Consider the following 23060-nt stretch of genomic DNA (forward strand, 5'->3'; position numbering starts at 1 on the left):
CTGGCCTAGTCGATCCACCCCTGCAGGTTTTCTTCGATCACGTTAGACAGCGCTTTGATGTGCATGTCGTCGTCGTTCAGGCAGGGGATATAGTGAAATTCCTCACCGCCCGCATGTTCAAAGCTTTCCTTGATCTCTTCGTTGATCTCTTCGAGCGTTTCGATGCAATCCGCTGAAAACGCAGGCGCGCAGACGGCGATCTTTTTATTGCCTGCTTCGGCCTGACGCGCGACTTCTTCCACGGTATAGGGCTGCAACCACTCTTCGGGGCCGAATTTCGACTGGAAGGTGGTCATGATCTGGGTGTCGTCCCAGCCCAACCGTTCCTTAAGCAAGCGCGTCGTTTTCTGGCACTGGCAGTGATAGGGGTCGCCCTCCATCAGATAGCGCTGCGGCACACCGTGGTACGAACACAGCAGTTTGTCCGGCTTGGTTTCCATCTTCGCATAGGCGTTTTCGATCGAGGTCGCCAAGGCGTCGATATAATCGGGACGATCGAAATAGGGCTGAACCGTGCGGGCCGCCGGTTGCCATTTTTCCTTGGCCAAGGCCGCAAAAAACGCATCATTTGCGGTGGCCGACGTGGCCCCGGCGTAATGCGGGTACAGCGGGAAAAACAGGATCTTTTGACAGCCTGCCTCGACCAGTGCCTCGACCTTGGATTTGGTCGACGGGTTGCCATAACGCATACAGAAATCGACCATCACTGCGTCACCATACCGCGCCTGCATCGTCTCTTTGATCTTGGCAGTTTGGGCTTTTGTGATCGTCATCAATGGGCTTTCGCCGTCTTTCTCGTTCCAGATCGACTTGTACGCAGCGCCGCTGGTAAAGGGGCGTTTGGTCAAAATGATCAGCTGCAGCAGCGGCTGCCACAGCCACGGGCTGTAGTCGATAACGCGACGATCCGACAGAAATTCACCCAGATAACGGCGCATTGACCAGTAATCATAGTTATCCGGCGTGCCTAGGTTGGCCAGTAGAATGCCCACCTTGGGTGTCGGGATCATGGGGTGATCCGGTTGGGCATGGACTGGGCAAGACTTGGTCATCAGGATATCCTTTTTACGTGAATAGCGGTGAGATAGACGGTTTGTCTGTTACGTCAATCGTTCAGCGGGGTTTCATTGGTGGCAAGCGCATCTGCCAGCCGCTGTTGCGCTGATCCGGGGCGCAAGGGTTTTGGCTGGCTATCCGCAGGGGCCCACCCCGCCAAAAAGACCATTTCAAAGGTTGCTGAAATGCGCCCTGTTTCAGTGCCAAAGTTGTCTTGGTAGAGCTGTGCTGCTGATTGGAACACCGCGCGGCGCGTGGGGCGGCGCAGGCGTGACTGCATTGCGTTGGTTTCACCCATCGCCCGCAAGTCGCGCATCAGGTGCCAGATGTCGGTGTATTCGGTCTTGAGCGTCACAGAATCAGCGACAGGCAGGGCAAGGTCGGCCCGCTGCAACAAGCCGCCGATGTCGCGCAGTTCGGCCATCGGGGCCACGCGGGGCGACAGGCCGCCGGTGATCTGTGCCTCGGCCTGGGCCAGACAGGCGCGCAGTTCGTTCAGGGTTTGCCCGCCGAAACTGACCGACAGAAACAACCCGTCAGGTTCAAGCGCGCGACGGGATTGGATGATCTGGCCCACAGGGTCATTGGCCCAATGCAGGCTCATCGCATGAACCACCAGATCATGCGCCTTTTGATCCAGCGCCAACGTGTCGGTATCCGGCACAACCGGCGCTTGGGGATAAAGATCGCCCCAGACCTGCGGAAATCCGGTGACAATGGCCGGTTTGGTAAACGTCCTGTTAACCAAGCTTAGCCGATCATCGACCTCGTCCAAGGCTGCGCGATGCAAGAACAGCCCGTCATCGCTGGCGCGGCTTCGGCTGCGGGACAGGGCGGTGATGTCCGTGAGGATATTTTGTGCGTTCATGCAAGGAATAATACGGTGATGCTGGCCCAGATACAAACCACTGTTGGTCTAATTTATCCGCCCGCCTGCCTGAGTTGTGGCGGGGCGGTTGACCGGCACGCAGGCCTGTGCGGCCCGTGTTGGCGCGATACGGCGTTTATTGGCGGCGTGGTCTGTGACAGCTGCGGCATTCCACTGCCCGGTGGCAGCAAAGGCGAGGTTTCGCACTGCGACGGGTGCCTTGCCCATCCGCCGCCATGGGTGCAGGGCAGGTCGGCGTTTTTATATGCCGATGCGGGTCGCAAGATGGTGCTGGCGCTGAAACATGGCGACCGGCAGGAAATCGCAAAACCCGCTGCTCTTTGGATGGCCCGCGCGTTTCGCGGAAAATTGCCAGCCGAAACGCTTGTCGCGCCGGTTCCGTTGCATTGGCAGCGTTTGGTCAAACGGCGGTATAACCAGTCGGCGTTGCTGGGGCGGGCATTGGCGCGGGAAACGGGGCTGGCGTGGTGCCCTGATCTGTTAAAACGCGTCCGTAAAACCGCATCGCTGGATGGCAAAAGCCGGATCGAAAGGTTTGAAATCCTGCAGGACGCGATTTACGCCCATCCAAAGCGGCAGCACCTTATGCTGGGCCGACCGGTCTTGATCGTTGACGATGTGATGACCTCCGGTGCGACTCTATTTGCAGCGGCGCGCGCCTGTATTGATGCTGGTGCAGGTCCGATACGCGTTGTTACACTGGCAAGAGTGGCCAAAGACACCTAAGTCTGTGTTCAACTGATTTGCTGAAAAGGACACAGCCATGAAACCCGTTGAGATTTACACCTCGCCGCTTTGCGGATTTTGCCACGCGGCCAAGCGGTTGCTGAATGAAAAAGGCGTGAGCTTTGCCGAGGTTGATGTTCTGGCGCACCCCGAGCGGAAGGCCGAAATGATCAAACGCGCCAATGGTGGTCGCACGGTGCCGCAGATTTTCATTGGCGATATCCATGTGGGCGGTTGTGATGACCTGTATGCGCTGGAACGCGCGGGCAAGCTGGATGCGTTGTTGGCAGCGTGATGAAAGCAGCCCTGGTTCAACTTAACGTCACGGATGATCCGGCCCGCAATCTGGCGGGTACGTTTGAAATGGTGCGGGATGCCGCGGACCAGGGCGCGCAATTTGTGCTGACGCCCGAAGTTACGAATTGTGTGTCGACCAGCCGTGACCACCAGCGCACGGTGCTGACACACGAGGCGGAAGATATCACCCTTGCTGCCCTGCGCGATGTGGCGCGGGACAAGGGGATCTGGCTGCTGATCGGTTCGCTGGGGCTAAAGACGGACGATGCGGACGGGCGATTTGCCAACAGATCGTTCATGGTCGACCCCAATGGCCAGATCGTCGCCCGCTATGACAAGATCCACATGTTCGACGTCGATATCGATGCCACCGAAAGCTACCGCGAATCAGCCGGCTACCGTCCGGGTGACAAGGCGGTCGTGGCTGATACCGGTTTTGGCAAAGTGGGGATGAGCATTTGTTATGATATGCGGTTTCCGTTGCTTTATCAGGCATTGGCGGATGCCGGCGCTGATATTCTGACGATGCCCGCTGCGTTTTCGCCGGTTACTGGTGCCGCACATTGGCATACCTTGCTGCGGGCGCGGGCGATTGAAACAGGATGTTTTGTTTTGGCCCCAGCGCAAACGGGCGAACATCTTAGCGAAACCAACAAAACGCGGTTCACATACGGCCATTCGCTGGCGGTTGCGCCTTGGGGCGAGGTGATCCTGGATGCGGGAGAGGCCCCCGGCGTATATCCGTTCGAGATGGACATGAACCGCCTTGCAGATGCGCGCCGCCGCGTTCCAAGCCTTGCCAACCGCCGTGAATTTCAGGCACCTTGACCAAGTTATGATGGAAAACCGAAACTCACTCGCGATTACGTTGATCAGCGAATTGCTGTCTGCTGATCAAAAGATGCGCAACCGTTTGACGCGGGTGCTGCCCAAAGGCATGGAAATTTCGCATTTTTCGGTGCTGAATAATCTGGCCTGGCACGAGGGTGAAAAGACACCCGCGCAGCTGGCCGAGACGTTCAATGTTACACGTGGTGCCATGACCAACACCCTGAACAAGCTGCTTTGGGCGGGCTATGTTCACATCCGCCCCGATTGGGATGACGCACGCCGCAAGATGGTGGCAATCAGCCCCGCCGGTCGAAATGCCCGCGATGACGCGATACGTTCGATTACGCCACTGATTAACAATGTTGCCGATGAATTGGGCGAAGATCAGGTGCGTGCGACCCTCGAAACCCTGCGCGCGTTGCGCAGGCATTCCGAGGACTAGCGCAAGACCTTACGCAGGCTTGGTGCTTGCGGTTACATAGTTCACGCTCAGGTCGCGATCAGACAGGCTCCAGGACCACAGGATCGGATTAAACACAAAACCCTTGCGATCAACCGGCGTAAGCCCCGCGTTGCGCAGCAGGTCAAACAATTCATCCGGTGTGATGAATTTTGACCATTCATGGGTGCCCTTTGGCAGCCAGCGCATGATGTGTTCAGCGCCAATAATCGCCATCATAAATGACTTTGGATTGCGGTTTAGGGTCGAACAGATGTGCAAACCACCGGGTTTCAGCAACTGGCGGCAGGCGGTCAGATAATCAATGGGGGAGGCAACATGTTCAACCACTTCCATGTTCACAACGACATCGAATTGCTCGCCTGCTTCGGCCAGTGTTTCGGCTGTGGTGTGGCGATAGTCGATGGTCAGGCCGGATTGTTCGGCATGAAGCTGCGCGACGGGAATGTTACCCGCAGCGGCATCTGCACCGACGACATCGGCCCCCAGACGCGCCATCGGTTCGGACAGCAACCCGCCACCGCAGCCTATATCAAGGATGCGCAGCCCCTTGAACGGCAGGGGGGCTTTTAAATCACGGTCAAATTCGCCTGCAATCTGGTTGGTGATATACTCCAACCGGCAGGGGTTCAGCATATGGAGCGGCTTGAATTTGCCATTCTCGTCCCACCATTCGGCGGCCATGGCCTGAAACTTTTCAATCTCGGCGGGGTCAACGGTGCTTAGTGGCGCTTGCATTCTGATCTCTCTGTGCTCTTTTAGGTCCAAAGACTATATAGGCCTGTAATGGACAAAATCCCGGACCAAAAGCACGCAGTTCAATATCTTTATCCGCCCGTTGATCCATTTGATCAGCGGATGATGGACGTGGGCGATGGTCATACCGTGTATTTCGAACAATGCGGAAACCCCAACGGGATACCTGTTGTCGTTTTGCATGGCGGGCCCGGAGGCGGGTGCAGCCCGTCGATGCGGCGCTATTTCGACCCTGAAAAATACCATGTGATCCTGTTTGACCAGCGCGGCTGTGGGCGGTCAAAGCCCTTTGCCTCGGTGACCAATAACACCACTTGGGATCTGGTAGCCGATATTGAACGTATCCGGGCAGCGTTGGGCATCGACAAATGGATCGCCTTTGGCGGCAGCTGGGGTGCTACGCTTGCGTTGATTTATGCCCAGACCCATCCCGATCGCGTGCGTAACATCGTTTTGCGCGGTGTGTTTATGATGACCCAAGCCGAACTGGACTGGTTTTACGGTGGCGGTGCGGGAAAATTCTGGCCGGATTTATGGGTGCGTTTTGTGAACCTGATCCCCGAAGACGAACGCGATGATCTGATTGCGGCCTATCACCGGCGGCTTTTCTGCGGCGATATGCAGACCGAGATCAAATACGGCAAGGCATGGGCCGCATGGGAAAATGCGCTGGCGTCGATCCATTCGTCGGGCGGCGGTCACGAGGGGCCGGGGGAATATTCACGCACCTTCTCGCGGCTCGAGAATCACTATTTCACGCATGCGGGCTTTCTGGAATTTGACGGCCAAATCCTTGCGCATGTGCCGCGCATTGCCCATATTCCCGGCGTTATCGTCCAAGGCCGCTATGATATGATTTGCCCCCCCACAAGCGCCTATAATCTGGCCCAAGCCTGGCCGAATGCGGAGCTGAAGATGGTGCGCAATGCGGGTCATGCCTTGTCTGAGCCCGGAATCAGTGCAGAATTGGTGCGCACGATGGACAGGATTGCCGCCCAATGACCAAAACCCGTTCCTTGATGGATCGCCGTGCGTTGTTTGCCACGGGTGCTGCCGCCGCGTTGCTGGCGGCGACTGGTGTGTCTGCTGCTGCGATGCCACAGCAAGGCGGGCGTTTGCGGATGGCGCTTTCGGGCGCATCACGCAGCGACAGTTGGGCCAAGGGCGATGGTCTGTTCATGAAGGTCGCGCGCCAGGGGCTGATTTTCGACACCCTGACCGAAGTTGCCGCCGATGGCACCTTGCGCGGTGAATTGGCGACCGGATGGCAAGGGTCTGATGATGGCCGGGTCTGGATGTTTGATCTGCGTCAGGATGTGGCGTTTCATGACGGTCAGCCAATGACGGCGCGCGATGTTGCCGGGTCTTTGCAACTGAACGGGCGGGTCGAGGTTTTGAACGACCATCAGATTTGTATTGCCCTTGATGCCCCTGCGATGGACCTGCCTTTTACGCTGGCGGGGCCTGATCATGTTATCCGGCCCCTGCATGCCGCTGATCAAGGGATCGGTACAGGGCTGTACCGTCTGAAAAAATTCACCCCCGGTCAGCAGGTTTTGGCCGAACGCGTGGCGGATCACTACAAGGGGAACACTGCCGGATGGTTCGATGCGGTCGAACTGGTCTCTGTTCCATCTGATGCCGTTCGGGCGCAGGCGTTGGCAGAATACCTGGTAGATGCCGCCGATCTTGATGATGCCGGATTGGTGCAAGGGTTTGATGACATTGCCCAACTCCCGTTTTCCCGCGCCATGACACATGCTGTTTCGCGCAGCGTGGCAATGCCTGTCAGAATCGGCCAGCATCGCCCCCTGGACAACCTACGCGCGGCTGAACGCTGGTGGTTCGCCTAACGGGGCTTGCAGTTTCGGGCATCACGGCGTATATCCCCTTTCAACAGCGGCGCATTCGGGTCCACACCAGATGCTCCACCGATCTTGAACACGGGCCGCGCGCCCGTTTTTTTATGCCTGCTGAAAATTGCAGGATGATAAGAGAGACTATGAACAACGATCTGATTGCTAAAGCCGCCATCGACCGCCGCATGGCCGAGATCATCACACCGGTGATCGAGGATCTGGGGTTTGAACTGGTGCGCGTTCGCCTGATGTCGGGAAAACAGACCACGTTGCAGATTATGGCCGACCGCCCCGATGGCGGGATCGAAGTTGATGAACTGGCATTGGTAAGTCAGGCCGTCAGTGCCGTGCTGGACGTCGAAGACCCGATCGTCGAGGAATATACGCTGGAGGTTTCCAGCCCCGGTATCGACCGGCCCCTGACACGTCTCAAGGATTTCGACATGTTCGAAGGCTATGAGGCCAAGATTGAAACCGGTGATCTGATTGATGGCCGCCGCCGCTTTAAGGGTACGCTGGCCGGGGTCGACGGCGACGAAGTGTTGATCAATGTCGAAGAAGGCACGATCGGCCTGAAGTTCGACTGGCTTACGGATGCCAAACTGGTCCTGACCGACGATCTGATCAAAGAAATGCTGCGCCAGCGCAAAGCGTCGGGTGCAATTGACGAAACCAAATTCGATGACATCGAGACCGAAGGGTCCACCGAGGGAGACGACTAAATGGCCATTACATCAGCCAACCAGCTTGAACTGCTGCAAACCGCCGAGGCTGTTGCCCGCGAAAAGATGATCGACCCCAATCTGGTGGTCGAAGCGATGGAAGAATCGCTCGCCCGTGCGGCGAAGTCCCGCTACGGCGCTGAAATGGACATTCGCGTGGCCATCGACCGCAAGACAGGTCGCGCGACGTTCACCCGCGTGCGTACCGTTGTGGCCGATGACGAGCTGGAAAACTATCAGGCTGAATTTACCGTCGAGCAGGCCAAGCAATATATGGCCAACCCCGAAATCGGTCAGGAATTCAGCGAAGAAGTTCCGCCCGTCGAAATGGGCCGGATCGCAGCACAATCCGCCAAGCAGGTGATCTTGCAAAAGGTCCGCGAAGCAGAACGTGACCGTCAGTACGAAGAATTCAAAGACCGCGCCGGCACGATCATCAACGGTCTGGTCAAGCGCGAGGAATACGGCAACGTCATCGTCGATGTGGGCGCTGGCGAAGCGATCCTGCGCCGCAACGAGAAAATCGGCCGCGAATCCTATCGCCCGAACGACCGTATCCGCGTTTACATCAAGGACGTGCGCCGCGAGCAGCGCGGCCCGCAGATTTTCCTGAGCCGTACGGCGCCGGAATTCATGGCCGAGCTGTTCAAGATGGAAGTGCCCGAAATCTATGATGGCATCATCGAAATCAAGGCCGTTGCTCGTGACCCCGGTTCGCGCGCCAAGATCGCTGTGATCTCTCATGACAGCTCCATCGATCCTGTTGGTGCCTGCGTTGGTATGCGCGGTTCGCGTGTTCAGGCCGTGGTAAACGAGCTTCAGGGTGAAAAGATCGACATCATCCCGTGGAACGAAGACCAGCCCACATTCCTGGTGAACGCGCTTCAGCCTGCTGAAGTATCCAAAGTTGTTCTGGACGAGGAAGCTGGCAAGATCGAAGTCGTCGTTCCAGAAGAGCAGTTGAGCCTTGCGATTGGCCGTCGTGGTCAAAACGTGCGCCTTGCATCGCAGCTGACCGGTTTGACCATCGACATCATGACAGAAGAGCAGGAAAGCGCGCGCCGTCAGGCCGAGTTTGAACTGCGTACCAAACTGTTCATGGACAACCTTGATCTGGACGAATTCTTTGCCCAGTTGCTGGTCTCCGAAGGGTTCACCAGTCTGGAAGAAGTCGCCTATGTCGAAGTTGACGAATTGCTGGTGATCGACGGCGTTGACGAAGCAACTGCTGGCGAATTGCAGGCACGTGCCCGTGATGTGCTGGAAGCGCAGAACAACGCGGCCCTGGACGCAGCGCGTGCATTGGGCGTGGATGACACGCTTATTGAATTCGAAGGTCTGACACCCCAAATGATTGAGGCGTTGGCCAAAGACGACGTAAAAACGCTGGAAGACTTTGCAACATGCGCAGATTGGGAGCTGGCCGGTGGCTGGACGACAGTCGATGGCGTGCGGACCAAAGACGATGGCACGCTGGAACCGTTTGACATGTCGCTGGAAGAAGCGCAGCACCTGATCATGACGGCCCGCGTCTTGCTGGGTTGGGTTGATCCGGCCGAACTGGAAACAACCGAAGTCGAAGAAGACGACGTAGAAGACGAGGAGGCCGAGGCCTGATCGTAGGGCCTTGGGGAACGATATGGTGCGCGGTGGCGTTTCGAAAGACCGGGAAGACGGTCCAGAGCGGAAATGCATCGCCACGGGCGAAGTGCAGCCGAAAAATGGTCTGATCCGCTTCGTTGTTGGCCCTGACTTGCAGGTTTTCCCGGATATTCTGGGAAAGCTGCCGGGTCGGGGTATGTATGTGGCGGCCGATCGGGATGCGCTGCTGCTGGCTGTGAAAAAAGGGCTGTTTGCCCGCGCAGCTAAACAACCTGTTAAGGTTGATGAAGGATTGGTAGACGAGGTTGAAAAGCAACTCGTCCGCCGTGTGGTTGATCTGATTTCGCTTCAGCGCAAGGCCGGTAAGGCCGTGGCGGGATACGAAAAGGTCAAAGGTTGGCTGCAAATGGAAGAAGCCGAAGTCCTGATCCAAGCAGTGGATGGATCGGGTCGCGGCAAATCGAAACTAAGTACGCCGCACTTCGGTCACTACATTGGCTGGCTGACGGCAGACGAATTGGGTTTGGCATTCGGACGCCAAACTGTGATACATGGGGCGCTCGCCTCTGGTGGACTCACCTCTCGTGTTGTAGAGGAAGCCCAACGGCTAAGAGGCGTACGCATAAACGAGGGTGGCAACGGTCACCCGAAAGGATAGACGAGCTAGATGAGCGATAGTGACGGCAAAAAGACATTGGGCCTGCGTGGCGCGCCAGCGCGCCCGGGTAACGTAAAGCAAAGCTTTAGCCACGGGCGTACCAAAAACGTCGTGGTCGAGACCAAACGCAAGCGCGTTGTGGTGCCTAAACCTGCGGGTGCCAAAACCGGCACCGGTGCCAATCCGTCACTTGGGGATCCCAAGAAGCGGCCGGCAGGTATCACCGATTCCGAAATGGAACGCCGCCTGAAGGCAGTTCAAGCTGCCCGTGCGCGCGAGTCCGAAGAAGCGGAAGCACGTGCGACTGAAGAAAAAGAACGCGCAGCAGACCGTGAGCGCCGTCGTGCCGAGATCGATGCCAAAGAGGCGGAAGAGCGCGAGCGCGAGGAAAGCCTGAAGGCGAAAGCCGAAGAGGATGCACGTCGCAAGGAAGAAGCCGAAGCAGCAGCTGTTGCAGCGCCCGCACCTGCGTCAGTGGCGCAGCCGGCATCGGCTAAATTGCCGAACACCAAGGGCGGTGCACCAGCACCTGTCGTGCGCAAGAAAGAAGGCGACCGCGAGGAAACCAACAAGCGCAACAAGGGCAACGACGACCGTCGCTCTGGCAAGCTGACAGTGAACCAGGCGTTGACCGGTGGCGAAGGCGGCCGTCAGCGTTCTATGGCGCAGATGAAGCGCAAGCAGGAACGTCAGCGTCAAAAGGCGATGGGCGGCACGGTCGAGCGCGAAAAGGTCGTGCGCAACGTGAACCTGCCTCCGGCGATTGTGGTTTCCGAATTGGCGAACCGTATGGCTGAACGCGTTGGTGCTGTTGTAAAAGCGCTGATGAACAACGGCTTGATGGTTACGCAGAACGAAACGATTGATGCGGATACTGCGGAACTCATCATCGAAGAATTCGGCCACAAAGTGGTTCGTGTTTCTGATGCTGACGTCGAAGATGTCATCAAAGAGGAAATGGACGATCCGAAAGATCTGGTCACACGTCCTCCGGTTATCACGATCATGGGCCACGTTGACCACGGTAAGACATCGTTGCTGGATGCGATCCGCAAAGCCAAGGTTCAGTCCGGCGAAGCAGGCGGTATCACGCAGCACATTGGTGCCTATCAGGTGACAACCGACAAGGGTCAGGTGCTTAGCTTCCTCGATACACCCGGCCACGCTGCGTTTACGTCGATGCGGTCGCGCGGTGCTCAGGTGACTGACATTGTTGTGTTGGTTGTTGCGGCGGATGACGCTGTGATGCCGCAGACGATCGAAGCGATTAACCACGCAAAAGCGGCCAAAGTGCCGATGATCGTGGCAATCAACAAGATCGATAAATACGAGGCGAACCCGGACAAAGTGCGCACCGATCTGCTGCAACATTCGGTCATCGTCGAAAAGATGTCCGGTGACGTTCAGGACGTCGAGGTTTCGGCCACTACCGGTCAGGGCCTTGATGAGCTGCTTGAGGCGATTGCGCTGCAGGCCGAACTGCTGGAACTGAAAGCCAACCCGAACCGCGCCGCAGTTGGTGCCGTGATCGAGGCGCAGCTTGACGTTGGCCGTGGCCCTGTTGCGACTGTTCTGATCCAGAACGGTACGCTGCGCCAAGGTGATATCTTTGTTGTGGGTGAGCAGTACGGTAAGGTTCGTGCACTGATCAACGATCAGGGCGAGCGCGTCAAAGAAGCGGGTCCATCCGTCCCGGTCGAGGTTCTTGGCCTGAATGGTACACCTGCTGCGGGCGACGTTTTGAACGTAACTGAAACCGAAGCCCAGGCACGCGAGATCGCTGAATATCGCGCAAACGCTGCCAAGGACAAACGTGCCGCTGCCGGTGCTGCAACGACGCTGGAACAGTTGATGGCGAACGCCAAAGCTGATGAAACAGTGTCCGAGTTGCCGCTGCTGATCAAAGCCGATGTTCAAGGTTCTGCCGAAGCGATCCTTCAGGCGATGGAGAAAATCGGCAACGATGAAGTTCGTGTACGGGTTCTGCATTCGGGTGTTGGTGCGATTACCGACACGGATGTTGGCCTGGCCGAAGCATCAAACGCACCGATCATTGGTTTCAACGTACGTGCCAACGCATCGGCCCGTGCAACAGCGAACCAAAAAGGTGTCGAGATCCGGTATTATTCGGTCATCTACGACATGGTTGACGATGTAAAAGCTGCCGCAAGTGGTTTGCTCAGCAACGAAATCCGCGAACACTTTATCGGCTATGCGTCGATCAAAGAGGTGTTCAAGGTGACCGGTGTTGGCAAGGTTGCTGGTTGTTTGGTCACCGAAGGCAAGGCAAGCCGCGCCGCTGGTGTACGTTTGCTGCGCGACGATGTTGTGATCCACGAGGGCACATTGAAGACGCTCAAGCGCTTCAAAGACGAAGTGTCCGAAGTACCGTCGGGTCAGGAATGTGGTATGGCGTTCGAGAATTACGAAGACATCCGCCCGGGCGATGTCATCGAAATCTTTACCCGCGAAGAAGTTGTTCGCACGCTCGACTAATCAACCTCGAGATCAGGAATTAGCAAAAGCCCGGCTGAAAAGTCGGGCTTTTGTCGTTTCGCGCGGCTGTATTTCGGAAGATTTTAGGGGGATCGCTGGTGCCTCGCAAAGTAATAGGTCAACTTTGACGCCAAGGCGTACACTGCGGAATGCGATCGAACCGCAGTCTGTAATAGGGATAATCTGCCGGCCTGAACCCAGAACCCGCCATTACGCAGCGGATTGGCACCGCAAGTCGTTGGTCGGCTGAAAACTCTAGCGGAGGCAGTTAGCTTTTGCGGGTGATTGGCTTGCCGGTAAAAATGTCATTGTCGACTTTGACCGACACACGCCCATCAGGCATATCGCGTACGAAGATGCCCTGAACAGACACGGTCGTGCCAATTGTAATTGTACGTAGCATTTACTTTCCCCCCAGAAACTTGGCTATGTTTCACTTATAAGTAGTATCTCGATTGTGTCTAGCAATAATCGCAACAATCTACTCAAATTTGGCTTCAATCTGGAACAATCAGTCCCTTCAAGCTAGAGCCAGTCCCTGAGGATTGGAATCAACGGCACATCTGCTGCCGGCATCGGGTAATCCTTGAGGGCGTTTGCACGAACCCATTTCAAGGTTTGCCCTTCGCGTGCGCGCGGTGTCCCTTGCCATTTGCGGCAGGCAAACAGCGGCATCAAAAGGTGAAAATCATCATAGGCGTGACTGGCAAAGGTTAACGGGGCCAGGCACGACGCCCAGGTGTCGATCCCCAACTCTTCTTGCAATTCACGGATCAGCGCCGCCTCGGGCGTTTCGCCGGTCTCAACCTTTCCACCGGGGAACTCCCACAAACCAGCCATAGATTTGCCGGGCGGGCGCTGTGCCAAAAGCACGCGCCCGTCCACGTCGATCAGGGCTACAGCCGAGACCAACACCATCTTCACGAACGGTAATCCGCGTTGATATCAATATAGCCGTGGGTCAAGTCGCAGGTCCAAACGGTTGCTTTGCCGTCACCCAAGCCCAAATCGACGCCAATCACGATGTTCTGGCCTTTCATGTGGGCTGCTGCTGCTTCCTCCGAGTAATCGGGGCTGCGCCAGCCGTCTTTGGCGACCTCGATATCGCCAAAGCGGATCGACAGGCGGTCACGGTCTGCCGCGGCACCGGATTTGCCGACCGCCATAACAACGCGACCCCAGTTCGGATCCTGACCCGCAATCGCGGTTTTGATCAGCGGAGAGTTCGCAATTGCCATGCCGTGGATCTTGGCATCTGCATCAGTTGCGGCACCGGTTACTGCGATTTCAACAAATTTTGTTGCGCCTTCACCATCTTGCACAACCTGATGCGCGAGGTTCAGCATCAGCCCGTGCAGGGCCTCCGAGAAGTCGGCACTGTCGCTGGCATCGACGCGCGAAGCGCCGGTTGCCGCCAAAATCAGGCTGTCTGATGTGGATGTGTCGCTGTCGACGGTGATGCAGTTAAAGGTGCTGTCCGTGTGTTTCGACAGCATTGCTTGCAGCGCGGGTTGGTTCACGACTGCATCGGTAAAGATATAGACCAGCATCGTGGCCATATCCGGCGCAATCATCCCCGAACCCTTGGCAATCCCAGCGATAGAGACTGTTTTCGACCCGATCTGGACCTTTGCAGCGGCACCTTTTGGAAAGGTATCGGTGGTCATAATCGCCTTGGCGGCGTCAGAAATGCCACCCGCATCAAGCTTGCCCTTGAGGTCGGACAATACCGCGGTCACGCGGTCATAGGGCAACGGTTCACCGATCACGCCAGTGGACGACGTGAACACCCGCGACTGGGGAATGTCACAGACCTTGGCGACCGCTGCTGTGATTGCTTCGACCGCAGTCACACCGCCTTTTCCGGTAAAGGCATTCGCGTTGCCGGAATTCACCAGAATGGCAGCACCTGTATCAGAGGTGCCACCGATCTTGGCCTGACAATCCAGAACCGGCGCTGCCCGCGTTGCGGATTTGGTAAATGCACCGGCAATGGTGGACCCCGGTGCCAATTCGGCCAGCATCACATCGGTGCGGCCCTGATACCGGACCCCAGCTGCGATTGTGGCAAACCGAACCCCGTCAATGACGGGAAGGTCGGGAAATTTCTCGGGTGCGAGGGGGGAAACGGCAGTTATCTTGCCCATGTTTGCTTACTCCAGCAAGCCGAGGTTGGTCAGCACCGTTGGGTCAACCCCTTCGGAGGCGGAGCGGTCAACATCAGCTTCTTCAGTCATCTGCTCGATCGCTTTTTGAACGCGGACCTGACGGATTTGCGTTTCAAGCTCTGCTTGTACTTCTTCCAGCGGGGGCGCATCTTTCAGGCGCTTTTCTGAAAGCTTGATTACATGCCAGCCAAACTGCGTCTTAACCGGTGCGGATACTGCGCCGACTTCAAGCTCAACAACTGCTTCTTCGAATGCGGGGACCATCATGCCAGGGCCAAACCAGCCCAAGTCGCCACCACCGGGGCCGGAAGGGCCGGTCGATTTTTCTTTCGCGACTTCGGCAAAATCAGCACCACCTTCGATTTCTTCGATGATGGCGAGCGCTTCTTCCTCGGTTTCGACAAGGATATGCGCGGCATTGTATTCTTCCGAAGGCTCGGCCGATCCATATGTCTCGGCATAGGCGGCGTTCAGCTCGTCTTGGGGGATCGGGGCCGCCATGTTTTTCTCAATGACTTCGCCTGCAACCAATTGGCGTTGCTCGTTCTCGATCGCCAAGGTGACGCGCGAAGGCAGGGCACCTTCAAAGCTTTGTGCAAGCGCTGTTTGCTGCACCAGCTGATCCAGAATGCCTGTGAACAGAACCTCGGGTGGCAGCTGTTGATACTGCTCGGGCAGGGTGGCCCGTGCGATGATCATGTGACCAATCGTGATATCAGTTCCGTTCACAGTTGCCACAACGGTATCGGCCTTAACCTCGTCTTGCGCGGCGACAGGCAGGGCAAGCGAAGCGGCAACCACGAAGGGTGCCAAGAAAGTGAGGGTTTTTTGCATGTATCTGTCCTAGGTTTGGCCGCCACGGGGGGCTGCACATTGACACGGTTTGGTACGGCCCTTACATCGCCCTATGGGCGCGGCTTTGGCGCACGTTCAACCCTTTATCTAGGGGTTGTCCGGCGGCTGGGCAAGCAGATCAGCGCTACACATCATAACTTCGGCAGGAGATTACATGCTGGGCATCGGAACACTCGCCAAAAAAGTCTTTGGGACACCCAACGACCGTAAAATCAAGGCGACCCGCCCGCTGGTTGAACAAATCAACGCGCTGGAAGATCAATTTCTTGCTCTGACCGATGAGGGTCTCAAGGAAAAAACCGAAGAGCTGCGCAAGCGGGCACTGGATGGCGAAAGTCTGGATGATCTGCTGCCCGAAGCCTTTGCCAACTGCCGCGAGGGCGCGCGCCGCACCTTGGGTTTGCGGGCGTTCGATACGCAGCTGATGTCGGCGATTTTTCTGCATCAGGGCAATATCTCTGAACAGAAGACCGGAGAAGGTAAGACACTGACCGCGACGCTGGCCGCATATCTGAATGCGCTGACGGGCAAGGGTGTGCACATCGTCACCGTGAACGAATATCTGGTGCAGCGCGATGCTGACTGGATGGGCAAAGTGTTTGCATCGCTGGGTCTGACGACCGGTGCTGCCGTGTCGAACATGACCGAAGAAGACAAGCGCGCCGCGTATAATTGCGATGTCACCTATGCCACGAACAACGAGCTGGGTTTCGACTATCTGCGCGACAACATGAAATCCGAGCTAAGCCAGATTTACCAGCGTCACCACAATTTTGCGATCGTGGACGAGGTCGACAGCATTCTGATCGACGAAGCACGGACGCCCCTGATTATTTCCGGCCCGTCGCAGGACCGCTCCGAGATGTATAAAATCGTCGATGATGTGATCCCGCTGCTTCAGGATGATCACTATGAGTTGGACGAAAAAACCCGCAACGTGACCTTTACAGACGAGGGTAACGAATTCCTTGAGGCAGAACTGCACGCGCGTGGTCTGCTTGAGGAGGGGCTGACCATGTATGACCCTGAAAGCACATCCATCGTGCACCACGTGAACCAAGGTCTGCGGGCGCACAAGCTGTTCCAGCGCGACAAGGATTACATCGTGCGTGACGGCGAAGTGATGCTGATCGACGAGTTTACGGGCCGGATGATGGCAGGGCGCCGCATGTCGGACGGCCTGCACCAGGCGATCGAAGCCAAAGAACATGTCGACATCAAGCCAGAGAACGTGACTCTGGCCTCGGTGACATTCCAGAACTACTTCCGTTTGTATGACAAGCTGGCTGGTATGACCGGTACAGCCGAAACCGAAGCAGAAGAATTTTCTGAAATCTACGGCCTTGGCGTTATTGTTGTTCCGACAAACGTGCCTGTTGCACGTGTTGACGAGGACGATCAGGTTTTCCGTTCAGCGCTTGAGAAATATAAGGCGATGATCGAAGAGGTGAAGATTGCCCACGCCAAAGGCCAGCCTTGCCTTGTTGGTACGACATCGATCGAAAAATCCGAGATGCTTAGCCAGATGCTGACGCAAGCCGGAATTGAGCACAACGTTCTGAACGCCCGCCAACACGAGCAAGAAGCGCAGATTGTTGCCGACGCCGGTAAATTGGGTGCGGTGACCATCGCGACCAACATGGCCGGTCGCGGGACCGACATCCAGTTGGGCGGTAACGTCGAGCTGAAAGTTCTGGAAGCGCTTGATGCGGACCCTGATGCAGACCCGGTCGCAATCCGCACCAAGATCGAAGCAGAACATGCCGATGAAAAGAAAAAGGTGATCGAGGCAGGCGGTCTGTATGTTCTGGCATCAGAGCGTCACGAAAGCCGTCGCATTGATAACCAGTTGCGTGGCCGGTCAGGCCGTCAGGGTGACCCGGGTCGTTCGTCCTTTTATCTGTCACTCGAAGACGATCTGATGCGTATTTTCGGGTCGGAACGGCTTGAAAAAGTGCTGACAACCTTGGGCTTGAAAGAGGGCGAAGCGATCATTCACCCATGGGTCAACAAGTCGCTAGAGCGCGCGCAAGCCAAGGTCGAAGGTCGCAACTTTGACATCCGCAAGCAGCTGTTGAAATTCGATGATGTGATGAACGAACAGCGCAAGGTGGTGTTTGGCCAGCGCCGTGACATCATGGAAGCCGCTGACCTGTCAGAGATTGTTTCGGACATGCGCGAGCAGGTCATTGATGACCTGATTGACCAGTATATGCCGCCGAAAACATATGCAGATCAATGGGATACAAAAGGTTTTCAGCAAGCCGTTCTTGAACAGCTGAACATTGATGTGCCGGTTGTTGCGTGGTGCGAGGAAGAAGGCGTGGACGACGAAGTCATCCGCGAGCGCCTGACAGAAGCATGTGAAGCGCAGATGGCAGCCAAGGCCGAGCAGTTCGGCCCCGAGAACATGCGCAACATTGAAAAGCAGGTTCTTTTGCAGGCAATCGACGCAAAATGGCGTGATCACCTGCTGACGCTAGAACACCTGCGGTCTGTTGTGGGGTTCCGTGGCTACGCGCAGCGCGATCCGTTGAACGAATACAAGAATGAATCCTTTCAATTGTTTGAATCGATGCTCGACAGTTTACGTACTGATGTGACCCAAAAGCTGGGTCAAATCCGGCCAATGACCGAAGCCGAACAGCGCGAGATGGTTGCGCAGATGCAGGCAAGTCAGCCACAGGCTGCCGCGCCAGCGGTTGAAAACGATGCCGCCGCAAACGGGTTTAAAGAAGATGATCCGGCGACATGGGGCAATCCGTCGCGCAATGATGAATGCCCCTGCGGTTCCGGTAAAAAGTTCAAGCACTGCCATGGCCGTGTCGTCTAACCCATAGACTGAACCAAACGAATAACGCGCGTCCTGTTCCACAGGGCGCGCGTTTCGTTAAGGAAAGCTACATTTTCGTAAAGGATGGTCTGGCAACCTCATTACGGAGACGGGTATGCCTACATTTGATAATTTCCATGACTATAGCGCCGGGTTGACCGGGCCAATTTGCGGCGGGTTTACAATCGCGCCCGATGACGCAACTGATGTCGCGCAAGTCACCCGCGCAATCATGGTGTCGGTGGCGGGGAATGTTTCTGTTGTGCTGAAAAGCGGCGATACAGTGACCTTGCCAAACCTGATGGCCGGCGTTGTTTATCCCTTTCGGGTTGCCCGGGTGCTGGATACGGGAACGACCGCAACAGGGATCACGGGGTTGGTATAAGGCTCGCCGCATTGAACCGCAGTGGCAGGTAGCCCGTTTATATGGCCGGTTACCGGCCCGTGGGGCGGAAAAGCACGGGCAGTGTCCAAAGCAATATCCGCAAATCCCCGGAAAATGTCACATTGCGCGCATATATGCGATCAAGTTTGACGCGGCGAATGTAACAGGGCGTCCGGCGTGCCTTGACCTGCCAAAGACCGGTAATGCCGGGTCTGATCGCCAAATAGTCGTTCGTACCATCGCCAAACAGTGACATCTCGGACCGGGTGACGGGACGGGGGCCAACCAATGACATATCGCCCCTGATCACGTTCCAAATTTGGGGAAGCTCGTCCAGGCTGGTTTGACGCAAGTATTTACCAACGGGCAATATGCGCGGATCGTTAGAAAGTTTACGGCTAAGAGCCCATTCAGACTGTTTTGCGGGGTTTTCTCTAAATACCTCTAGCAATGCATGATCGGCATTTTCGACCATTGTCCGAATTTTCCAGCACCGGAAGGTAACACCGTTTCGCCCGACCCGCGGGTGCGCGAAAAATCCGGTTGATGCACCTGACCTTGCGATAAGCCACAAAAGCAGAACAATCCCCCCGACCGCCGGTAACAAAAGCAGGCAAACCGTTACGTCAAAGATACGTTTGCCGCCCTGGGCATAAAAGCCCTGAGCGGGTTGTTGATACCCCAACCTGATATGTTTTGATGGATGGTCGAGAAACGCCATAATGTGCCCGCGCGGCCCTTTTGCCAATCAATAAGTGATCGGCGGATCATGCAGAGCGGGTGCTAAATTCGCGTTAAATCCGGCAGAATGTTATGGTCAAATATATTCAAACGAGACATCTCCGGACGTGATCGTTGCGGCTGTCAGGTTTCCGGTTGCGTAGGCACCGGTGTCAATTGAAACGATACCGGATTTGAGCTCGGGCGTATCGGTGATGGTGTGGCCGTGCACGACCCACATTCCGTCCTTGCGCGGCACAGTGCCGAAATCCTTGTGACCCCAAAGCAGTGTGCGGTTGCTTTGGGCGTCGATGGGCAATGCAGGATCGGCCGCTGCATGTACAAAAGCGACGTTTCCCGATGTCCAGCATTTGGGCAGGTTCGATACCCAATCCAACAAATCACGCCCCATCGCATCGACAAGCGCATCGCGCGCACGCTCAAGCTCGCCTCCGGTTGAGGTTTCAGAGATTCCGGAGACGCCAAAACTATCAAGTGTTTGCAACCCGCCATAGCGCAACCACCGGCCACCATGGGCCTGCGGCTGGGCAATGAAGTCGAGCATCATTTCCTCGTGGTTGCCCATCAGGCAAATCAGGCCAGGTACGGCGAACAGAACTTTCAAAACATCTGCGCTGTGATCGCCCCGGTCAATCATATCCCCCAAAAAGACAATCTGCGCGCCAAGACGATTTTCAGGAAACCGCTGGAGTAGATCAAAGCGGCCGTGAATATCACCAATGGCAAGGAAGGGTTCATCGGGGCAGATCGGATCAATATGTGTGGTCGGTTCCTCGGAACGTTTTAACCATTTTCCCAACATTTAATCAGCCCGTTAATCTGTGTTGCAAAACTGGCGCATTACTGCGCTAAAAGCCGGAATTGTCGCCCCAACGAAGTGAAATCCCCAGCAAAACTCTGTATTGCTCGCCTACTGAGCATAAATAATTAGAAGGACCGCAGATGCAAGAGCGGGCTACAAGAATAGTCTATGCCGCAGGTTTGCTTCTGGTCGGTATCACGGGTGCGTCGAGTCTTTCTGGTCAGTCTTTAACGACTTACGGCACGCCGGGTCTTATAGAAATGCCAACTGCCGAAGTGATGAATGATGGCGAATTAGCCGTCACCGCAAGCGCATTTGGCCCTAATTTCCGGTACACGGCTGCTTTTCAGGTATTGCCACGTGTTTACGGAAGTTTCCGTTATTCAAAGATCAGCAATATTGGCCCGTCAACGGCGAGATTGGGCGGGGATACGTTTGACCGCAGTTTTGATATCCATTTTCAAATGCTTGATGAGACGAAATACCGCCCGGCTGTTGCCGTGGGTCTGCGTGACTTTCTTGGGACCGGTATTTTAAGCAGCGAATATGTCGTTGCGACCAAAAGCTTTGGTTCGAATATCGAGGTTACTGGCGGTATGGGCTGGGGTCGCCTGGCCGGGCGCGGGTCGTTTTCCAACCCTCTGAGCATTTTTTCAGACAAATTTGACACCCGAAATAAGGGGTCAAATACTGGTGGCCAGCTGGAAACCGGTAACTGGTTTCGCGGCGAGGCTGCGCTGTTTGGCGGTGTGAAATGGAAGATCAACGACAAGGCGACCTTTTTTGCCGAATATTCACCTGATCTGTACACACGGGAATCTGTAAATACCGGGATCGACATCGCATCGCCGCTGAACTTTGGGCTGGAATACCGGTTCAAGAACGGCGTGAATCTCAAGGGGTTTGTGGTTGGCGGCAAGGAGGTCGGGGCGCAACTGAGCTATGTCATCAATCCGGCCAAGCGCAGAGTTCCAGGGGGCTTAGAAAACGCGCCACGTTCTGTTGGGCAGCGCAACCGGCTGGCGATTGCGGATTGGAACAACTCTGAAAAGGGTGGTGGCAAGGACGCAGTGCAACGTGTTCTTAAATCACGCCTGGCCGCTGATGGCCTTGCTCTTCAAGGCTTTACGATGAGCGGCACACAAGCGACCGTGCGTGTCGAGAATGACCGTTGGGACGTTGAGGCGCAAGCCGCTGGCCGTGCTGCGCGGGTGATGGCAGAAACATTGCCGCCTGAGATCGAAGAGCTTACAGTCGTTTTCCAAAGCAACGGTATGCCGATCAGCCGGATCGTAACGCAGCGGTCCGACCTCGAAGAGCTCCAGTTCGATTATGACGGATCCTGGCGTACGCTGGCGCGGGCAGATATCGAAGACGCGCATGACGAAAGCCGTCTGGGCGAGCTTGAAGATGCCTTTCCGGTTTTTGAAACGTCGTTCGGCCCGTATATTGCAACGTCATTCTTTGACCCTGACAGCCCGCTTCGCGCTGATTTGGGCGTGCAGCTCAAGCTGGCATATCGCCCGACAGCGGGCCTGACCTTTGCCGGTCAGTTCCGCTATCCGCTGGTCGGCAATATTGCGGATTCAGATCGGGTTTCGAATTCATTGATCGAACCCGTGCGCACCAACGCGGTGCGCTACGCCCAGCAATCCGATCTTGAAATCAACAATCTGACAGCGGAATACATGTTCCGTCCGGGCAAGGATCTGTTTGGCCGGGTTTCCGCAGGCTATCTGGAAAGCATGTTTGGCGGCGTATCGGCGGAACTTCTTTGGTATCCGACATCCAGCCGTTTGGCCTTGGGTGCTGAAATCAACTATGTGAAACAGCGCGATTTCGACATGCTATTCGGCTTTCAAAGCTATGATGTCGTGACGGGCCATGCGTCCGCCTATTATGATTTCGGCAATGGTTTCTTCGGCCAGCTGGACGTGGGTCGTTACCTTGCCGGTGACTATGGCGCGACGGTTTCAATCGACCGGGAGTTCAACAACGGCTTCAAGATTGGCGGCTATTTCACGTTGACAGACGTGCCATTCGACACCTTCGGCGAAGGGTCGTTTGATAAGGGTCTGCGCGTTGAAATTCCGCTATCGTGGCTCACAGGGAAGCCATCGCGTACGACCGTTTCCCAGAAAATCCAGCCGATTACACGTGACGGTGGCGCGCGTTTGATTGTTGAAAACCGCTTGTACGGTGTCGTGAGGGATTATCGCGGCAAGGAACTGAGCGACGGTTGGGCGAGGTATCTGCGATGATCACACGTGTTCTTGCGAGCTTCCTTGCGCTTGCTTTGTTGGGTGCCTGTTCCAGCGCCGATCGCCTGGTTGATCGCGGTATTGCAATTGCGACGAATGATCCCGGACAGAAACCGTTACCGAAAGGGCAGTTCCCGCCCCGCTTTGCGGCATTGGTGGCTGATACATCTGTGCCGCTTATGGTTGTCACGGTCGAAAGCCGTGGCCAGTCGGGCCGATTGCTGCTGGAAAACACAGTGAATGGCATAGAGACTTGGCTGAGCGCCGACATGAGCGCCTTGATGATCCAGAATGGTATGCTTCAGGGCACGCGGGGCGTCGGGTCTGAACTGTTTGCCGCTGACATTTCCGAACCGATCGGCCTGATCCTGTCTGGTAGCACGGGATATACGGACCGTTTTCACAGCAATCTGACCGGCGATGACAAAATCAGCACGCGTACCTATCGCTGCTTGGTCGAAAACAAAGGGCCGACTGTCATCAATCTGGAAACAGGAAGCATACCCACGAGGGTGATGACCGAAGACTGCAAAAGTCTGGACCAGTCGTTTACAAACACCTATTGGGTTAGCTCGAATACAGGCGCAATTGTACAAGCGCGCCAGTGGGCCGGAAGCGAACTTGGGTATATCAAAACCCAAGATGGTATCCGCTAAATTAAAG

The 23060-nt window shown here is 56.1% G+C and carries 23 protein-coding genes; 14 read left to right on the forward strand and 9 right to left on the reverse strand.

The features are described 5' to 3' along the window. Positions 1 to 5: 5 nt before the first annotated feature. Both hemH and ACSQ13_RS16820 read right to left on the reverse strand, forming a co-directional pair. Positions 6 to 1052, reverse strand: a complete 1047-nt coding sequence (hemH, locus tag ACSQ13_RS16815; protein WP_176250281.1) for a ferrochelatase — start codon at positions 1050 to 1052, stop codon at positions 6 to 8. 53 nt (positions 1053 to 1105) lie between these two features. After that, positions 1106 to 1924, reverse strand: a complete 819-nt coding sequence (locus ACSQ13_RS16820) for an SAM-dependent methyltransferase (RefSeq protein WP_176250280.1) — start codon at positions 1922 to 1924, stop codon at positions 1106 to 1108. Between the two features lie 18 nt (positions 1925 to 1942). Between ACSQ13_RS16820 and ACSQ13_RS16825 the strand changes: the two genes are divergently transcribed. Genes ACSQ13_RS16825 through ACSQ13_RS16840 form a run of 4 tightly spaced genes read left to right on the forward strand, consistent with a single transcriptional unit; the run spans position 1943 to position 4241 of the window. Then, positions 1943 to 2671: a ComF family protein gene (locus ACSQ13_RS16825; protein WP_295510975.1), complete on the forward strand. Its 729-nt coding sequence runs from the start codon at positions 1943 to 1945 to the stop codon at positions 2669 to 2671. Positions 2672 to 2708: 37 nt separating this feature from the next. After that, complete coding sequence (gene grxC, locus ACSQ13_RS16830) at positions 2709 to 2966, forward strand: glutaredoxin 3 (protein WP_176250278.1); 258 nt, start codon at positions 2709 to 2711, stop codon at positions 2964 to 2966. Continuing rightward, complete coding sequence (locus ACSQ13_RS16835; protein WP_295510977.1) at positions 2966 to 3796, forward strand: carbon-nitrogen hydrolase family protein; 831 nt, start codon at positions 2966 to 2968, stop codon at positions 3794 to 3796. The genes grxC and ACSQ13_RS16835 overlap by 1 nt, the downstream gene beginning before the upstream one ends. A gap of 7 nt (positions 3797 to 3803) precedes the next feature. Next, positions 3804 to 4241 (forward strand): MarR family winged helix-turn-helix transcriptional regulator, encoded by a 438-nt coding sequence (locus ACSQ13_RS16840; RefSeq protein ID WP_176250276.1) that lies wholly within the window; start codon positions 3804 to 3806, stop codon positions 4239 to 4241. 9 nt (positions 4242 to 4250) lie between these two features. Here ACSQ13_RS16840 and ubiG read toward each other — a convergent pair whose 3' ends face one another. Continuing rightward, positions 4251 to 4997 (reverse strand): bifunctional 2-polyprenyl-6-hydroxyphenol methylase/3-demethylubiquinol 3-O-methyltransferase UbiG, encoded by a 747-nt coding sequence (gene ubiG, locus ACSQ13_RS16845; RefSeq protein WP_295510981.1) that lies wholly within the window; start codon positions 4995 to 4997, stop codon positions 4251 to 4253. 48 nt (positions 4998 to 5045) lie between these two features. On the opposite strand from ubiG, the gene pip reads away from it, so the two are divergent. The 6 genes from pip to infB all read left to right on the forward strand — a co-directional run bounded on the left by pip (position 5046) and on the right by infB (position 12352). Beyond that, positions 5046 to 6017: a prolyl aminopeptidase gene (gene pip, locus ACSQ13_RS16850; RefSeq protein WP_295510983.1), complete on the forward strand. Its 972-nt coding sequence runs from the start codon at positions 5046 to 5048 to the stop codon at positions 6015 to 6017. Further along, a complete protein-coding gene (locus ACSQ13_RS16855; RefSeq protein WP_295510985.1) occupies positions 6014 to 6868 on the forward strand; it encodes an ABC transporter substrate-binding protein in 855 nt (284 codons plus the stop codon). Before pip ends, ACSQ13_RS16855 begins: the two co-directional genes overlap by 4 nt. Before the next feature lie 149 nt (positions 6869 to 7017). Beyond that, positions 7018 to 7596 (forward strand): ribosome maturation factor RimP, encoded by a 579-nt coding sequence (gene rimP, locus ACSQ13_RS16860; protein ID WP_295510988.1) that lies wholly within the window; start codon positions 7018 to 7020, stop codon positions 7594 to 7596. Further along, positions 7597 to 9213 (forward strand): transcription termination factor NusA, encoded by a 1617-nt coding sequence (nusA, locus tag ACSQ13_RS16865; RefSeq protein WP_176250271.1) that lies wholly within the window; start codon positions 7597 to 7599, stop codon positions 9211 to 9213. It abuts the gene before it with no gap. Between the two features lie 22 nt (positions 9214 to 9235). Beyond that, complete coding sequence (locus ACSQ13_RS16870) at positions 9236 to 9856, forward strand: RNA-binding protein (protein WP_176250270.1); 621 nt, start codon at positions 9236 to 9238, stop codon at positions 9854 to 9856. A 9-nt stretch (positions 9857 to 9865) separates the two neighbouring features. After that, positions 9866 to 12352, forward strand: a complete 2487-nt coding sequence (gene infB, locus ACSQ13_RS16875; RefSeq protein ID WP_295510993.1) for a translation initiation factor IF-2 — start codon at positions 9866 to 9868, stop codon at positions 12350 to 12352. A gap of 268 nt (positions 12353 to 12620) precedes the next feature. Here infB and ACSQ13_RS16880 read toward each other — a convergent pair whose 3' ends face one another. From ACSQ13_RS16880 to ACSQ13_RS16895, 4 genes are all read right to left on the reverse strand, one after another. Beyond that, positions 12621 to 12755, reverse strand: coding sequence for a hypothetical protein (locus ACSQ13_RS16880; protein ID WP_255200191.1), 135 nt, complete (start codon positions 12753 to 12755; stop codon positions 12621 to 12623). 122 nt (positions 12756 to 12877) lie between these two features. Further along, positions 12878 to 13276 (reverse strand): (deoxy)nucleoside triphosphate pyrophosphohydrolase, encoded by a 399-nt coding sequence (locus ACSQ13_RS16885; RefSeq protein ID WP_176250268.1) that lies wholly within the window; start codon positions 13274 to 13276, stop codon positions 12878 to 12880. Next, entirely contained in the window at positions 13273 to 14499 is a 1227-nt protein-coding gene (argJ, locus tag ACSQ13_RS16890) for a bifunctional glutamate N-acetyltransferase/amino-acid acetyltransferase ArgJ (protein ID WP_176250267.1), read from the reverse strand. The genes ACSQ13_RS16885 and argJ overlap by 4 nt, the downstream gene beginning before the upstream one ends. A 6-nt stretch (positions 14500 to 14505) precedes the next feature. After that, a complete protein-coding gene (locus tag ACSQ13_RS16895) occupies positions 14506 to 15354 on the reverse strand; it encodes a peptidylprolyl isomerase (protein ID WP_176250266.1) in 849 nt (282 codons plus the stop codon). 175 nt (positions 15355 to 15529) lie between these two features. Between ACSQ13_RS16895 and secA the strand changes: the two genes are divergently transcribed. Both secA and ACSQ13_RS16905 read left to right on the forward strand, forming a co-directional pair. Beyond that, a complete protein-coding gene (secA, locus tag ACSQ13_RS16900; RefSeq protein WP_176250265.1) occupies positions 15530 to 18208 on the forward strand; it encodes a preprotein translocase subunit SecA in 2679 nt (892 codons plus the stop codon). Between the two features lie 115 nt (positions 18209 to 18323). Continuing rightward, positions 18324 to 18593 (forward strand): spike base protein, RCAP_Rcc01079 family, encoded by a 270-nt coding sequence (locus ACSQ13_RS16905; protein ID WP_176250264.1) that lies wholly within the window; start codon positions 18324 to 18326, stop codon positions 18591 to 18593. Between the two features lie 49 nt (positions 18594 to 18642). Here ACSQ13_RS16905 and ACSQ13_RS16910 read toward each other — a convergent pair whose 3' ends face one another. Continuing rightward, positions 18643 to 19314: a sugar transferase gene (locus tag ACSQ13_RS16910; RefSeq protein ID WP_176250263.1), complete on the reverse strand. Its 672-nt coding sequence runs from the start codon at positions 19312 to 19314 to the stop codon at positions 18643 to 18645. A gap of 96 nt (positions 19315 to 19410) precedes the next feature. After that, entirely contained in the window at positions 19411 to 20136 is a 726-nt protein-coding gene (locus ACSQ13_RS16915; RefSeq protein WP_176250262.1) for a metallophosphoesterase, read from the reverse strand. Between the two features lie 140 nt (positions 20137 to 20276). Here ACSQ13_RS16915 and ACSQ13_RS16920 point away from each other — a divergent pair, with 140 nt between their 5' ends. Continuing rightward, complete coding sequence (locus tag ACSQ13_RS16920) at positions 20277 to 22397, forward strand: YjbH domain-containing protein (RefSeq protein WP_176250261.1); 2121 nt, start codon at positions 20277 to 20279, stop codon at positions 22395 to 22397. Further along, positions 22394 to 23053, forward strand: a complete 660-nt coding sequence (locus ACSQ13_RS16925; protein WP_295511002.1) for a YjbF family lipoprotein — start codon at positions 22394 to 22396, stop codon at positions 23051 to 23053. Before ACSQ13_RS16920 ends, ACSQ13_RS16925 begins: the two co-directional genes overlap by 4 nt. The last annotated feature ends 7 nt before the right edge of the window (positions 23054 to 23060 follow it).

Source organism: Sulfitobacter sp. SH22 (genome assembly GCF_965641905.1).
GTDB lineage: Bacteria > Pseudomonadota > Alphaproteobacteria > Rhodobacterales > Rhodobacteraceae > Sulfitobacter.

Coding starts and splice junctions, on each gene's coding strand:
- ACSQ13_RS16840 (WP_176250276.1), top strand. CDS start 3,804: ATGATGGAAAACCGAAACTCACTCGCGATTACGTTGATCAGCGAATTG.
- argJ (WP_176250267.1), bottom strand. CDS start 14,499: ATGGGCAAGATAACTGCCGTTTCCCCCCTCGCACCCGAGAAATTTCCC.
- ACSQ13_RS16910 (WP_176250263.1), bottom strand. CDS start 19,314: ATGGCGTTTCTCGACCATCCATCAAAACATATCAGGTTGGGGTATCAA.
- ACSQ13_RS16835 (WP_295510977.1), top strand. CDS start 2,966: ATGAAAGCAGCCCTGGTTCAACTTAACGTCACGGATGATCCGGCCCGC.
- ACSQ13_RS16855 (WP_295510985.1), top strand. CDS start 6,014: ATGACCAAAACCCGTTCCTTGATGGATCGCCGTGCGTTGTTTGCCACG.
- ACSQ13_RS16870 (WP_176250270.1), top strand. CDS start 9,236: ATGGTGCGCGGTGGCGTTTCGAAAGACCGGGAAGACGGTCCAGAGCGG.
- ACSQ13_RS16925 (WP_295511002.1), top strand. CDS start 22,394: ATGATCACACGTGTTCTTGCGAGCTTCCTTGCGCTTGCTTTGTTGGGT.
- grxC (WP_176250278.1), top strand. CDS start 2,709: ATGAAACCCGTTGAGATTTACACCTCGCCGCTTTGCGGATTTTGCCAC.
- ACSQ13_RS16905 (WP_176250264.1), top strand. CDS start 18,324: ATGCCTACATTTGATAATTTCCATGACTATAGCGCCGGGTTGACCGGG.
- ACSQ13_RS16820 (WP_176250280.1), bottom strand. CDS start 1,924: ATGAACGCACAAAATATCCTCACGGACATCACCGCCCTGTCCCGCAGC.
- ACSQ13_RS16915 (WP_176250262.1), bottom strand. CDS start 20,136: ATGTTGGGAAAATGGTTAAAACGTTCCGAGGAACCGACCACACATATT.
- ACSQ13_RS16920 (WP_176250261.1), top strand. CDS start 20,277: ATGCAAGAGCGGGCTACAAGAATAGTCTATGCCGCAGGTTTGCTTCTG.
- rimP (WP_295510988.1), top strand. CDS start 7,018: ATGAACAACGATCTGATTGCTAAAGCCGCCATCGACCGCCGCATGGCC.
- hemH (WP_176250281.1), bottom strand. CDS start 1,052: ATGACCAAGTCTTGCCCAGTCCATGCCCAACCGGATCACCCCATGATC.
- pip (WP_295510983.1), top strand. CDS start 5,046: ATGGACAAAATCCCGGACCAAAAGCACGCAGTTCAATATCTTTATCCG.
- ACSQ13_RS16825 (WP_295510975.1), top strand. CDS start 1,943: ATGCTGGCCCAGATACAAACCACTGTTGGTCTAATTTATCCGCCCGCC.
- ubiG (WP_295510981.1), bottom strand. CDS start 4,997: ATGCAAGCGCCACTAAGCACCGTTGACCCCGCCGAGATTGAAAAGTTT.
- infB (WP_295510993.1), top strand. CDS start 9,866: ATGAGCGATAGTGACGGCAAAAAGACATTGGGCCTGCGTGGCGCGCCA.
- secA (WP_176250265.1), top strand. CDS start 15,530: ATGCTGGGCATCGGAACACTCGCCAAAAAAGTCTTTGGGACACCCAAC.
- ACSQ13_RS16880 (WP_255200191.1), bottom strand. CDS start 12,755: ATGCTACGTACAATTACAATTGGCACGACCGTGTCTGTTCAGGGCATC.
- ACSQ13_RS16895 (WP_176250266.1), bottom strand. CDS start 15,354: ATGCAAAAAACCCTCACTTTCTTGGCACCCTTCGTGGTTGCCGCTTCG.
- nusA (WP_176250271.1), top strand. CDS start 7,597: ATGGCCATTACATCAGCCAACCAGCTTGAACTGCTGCAAACCGCCGAG.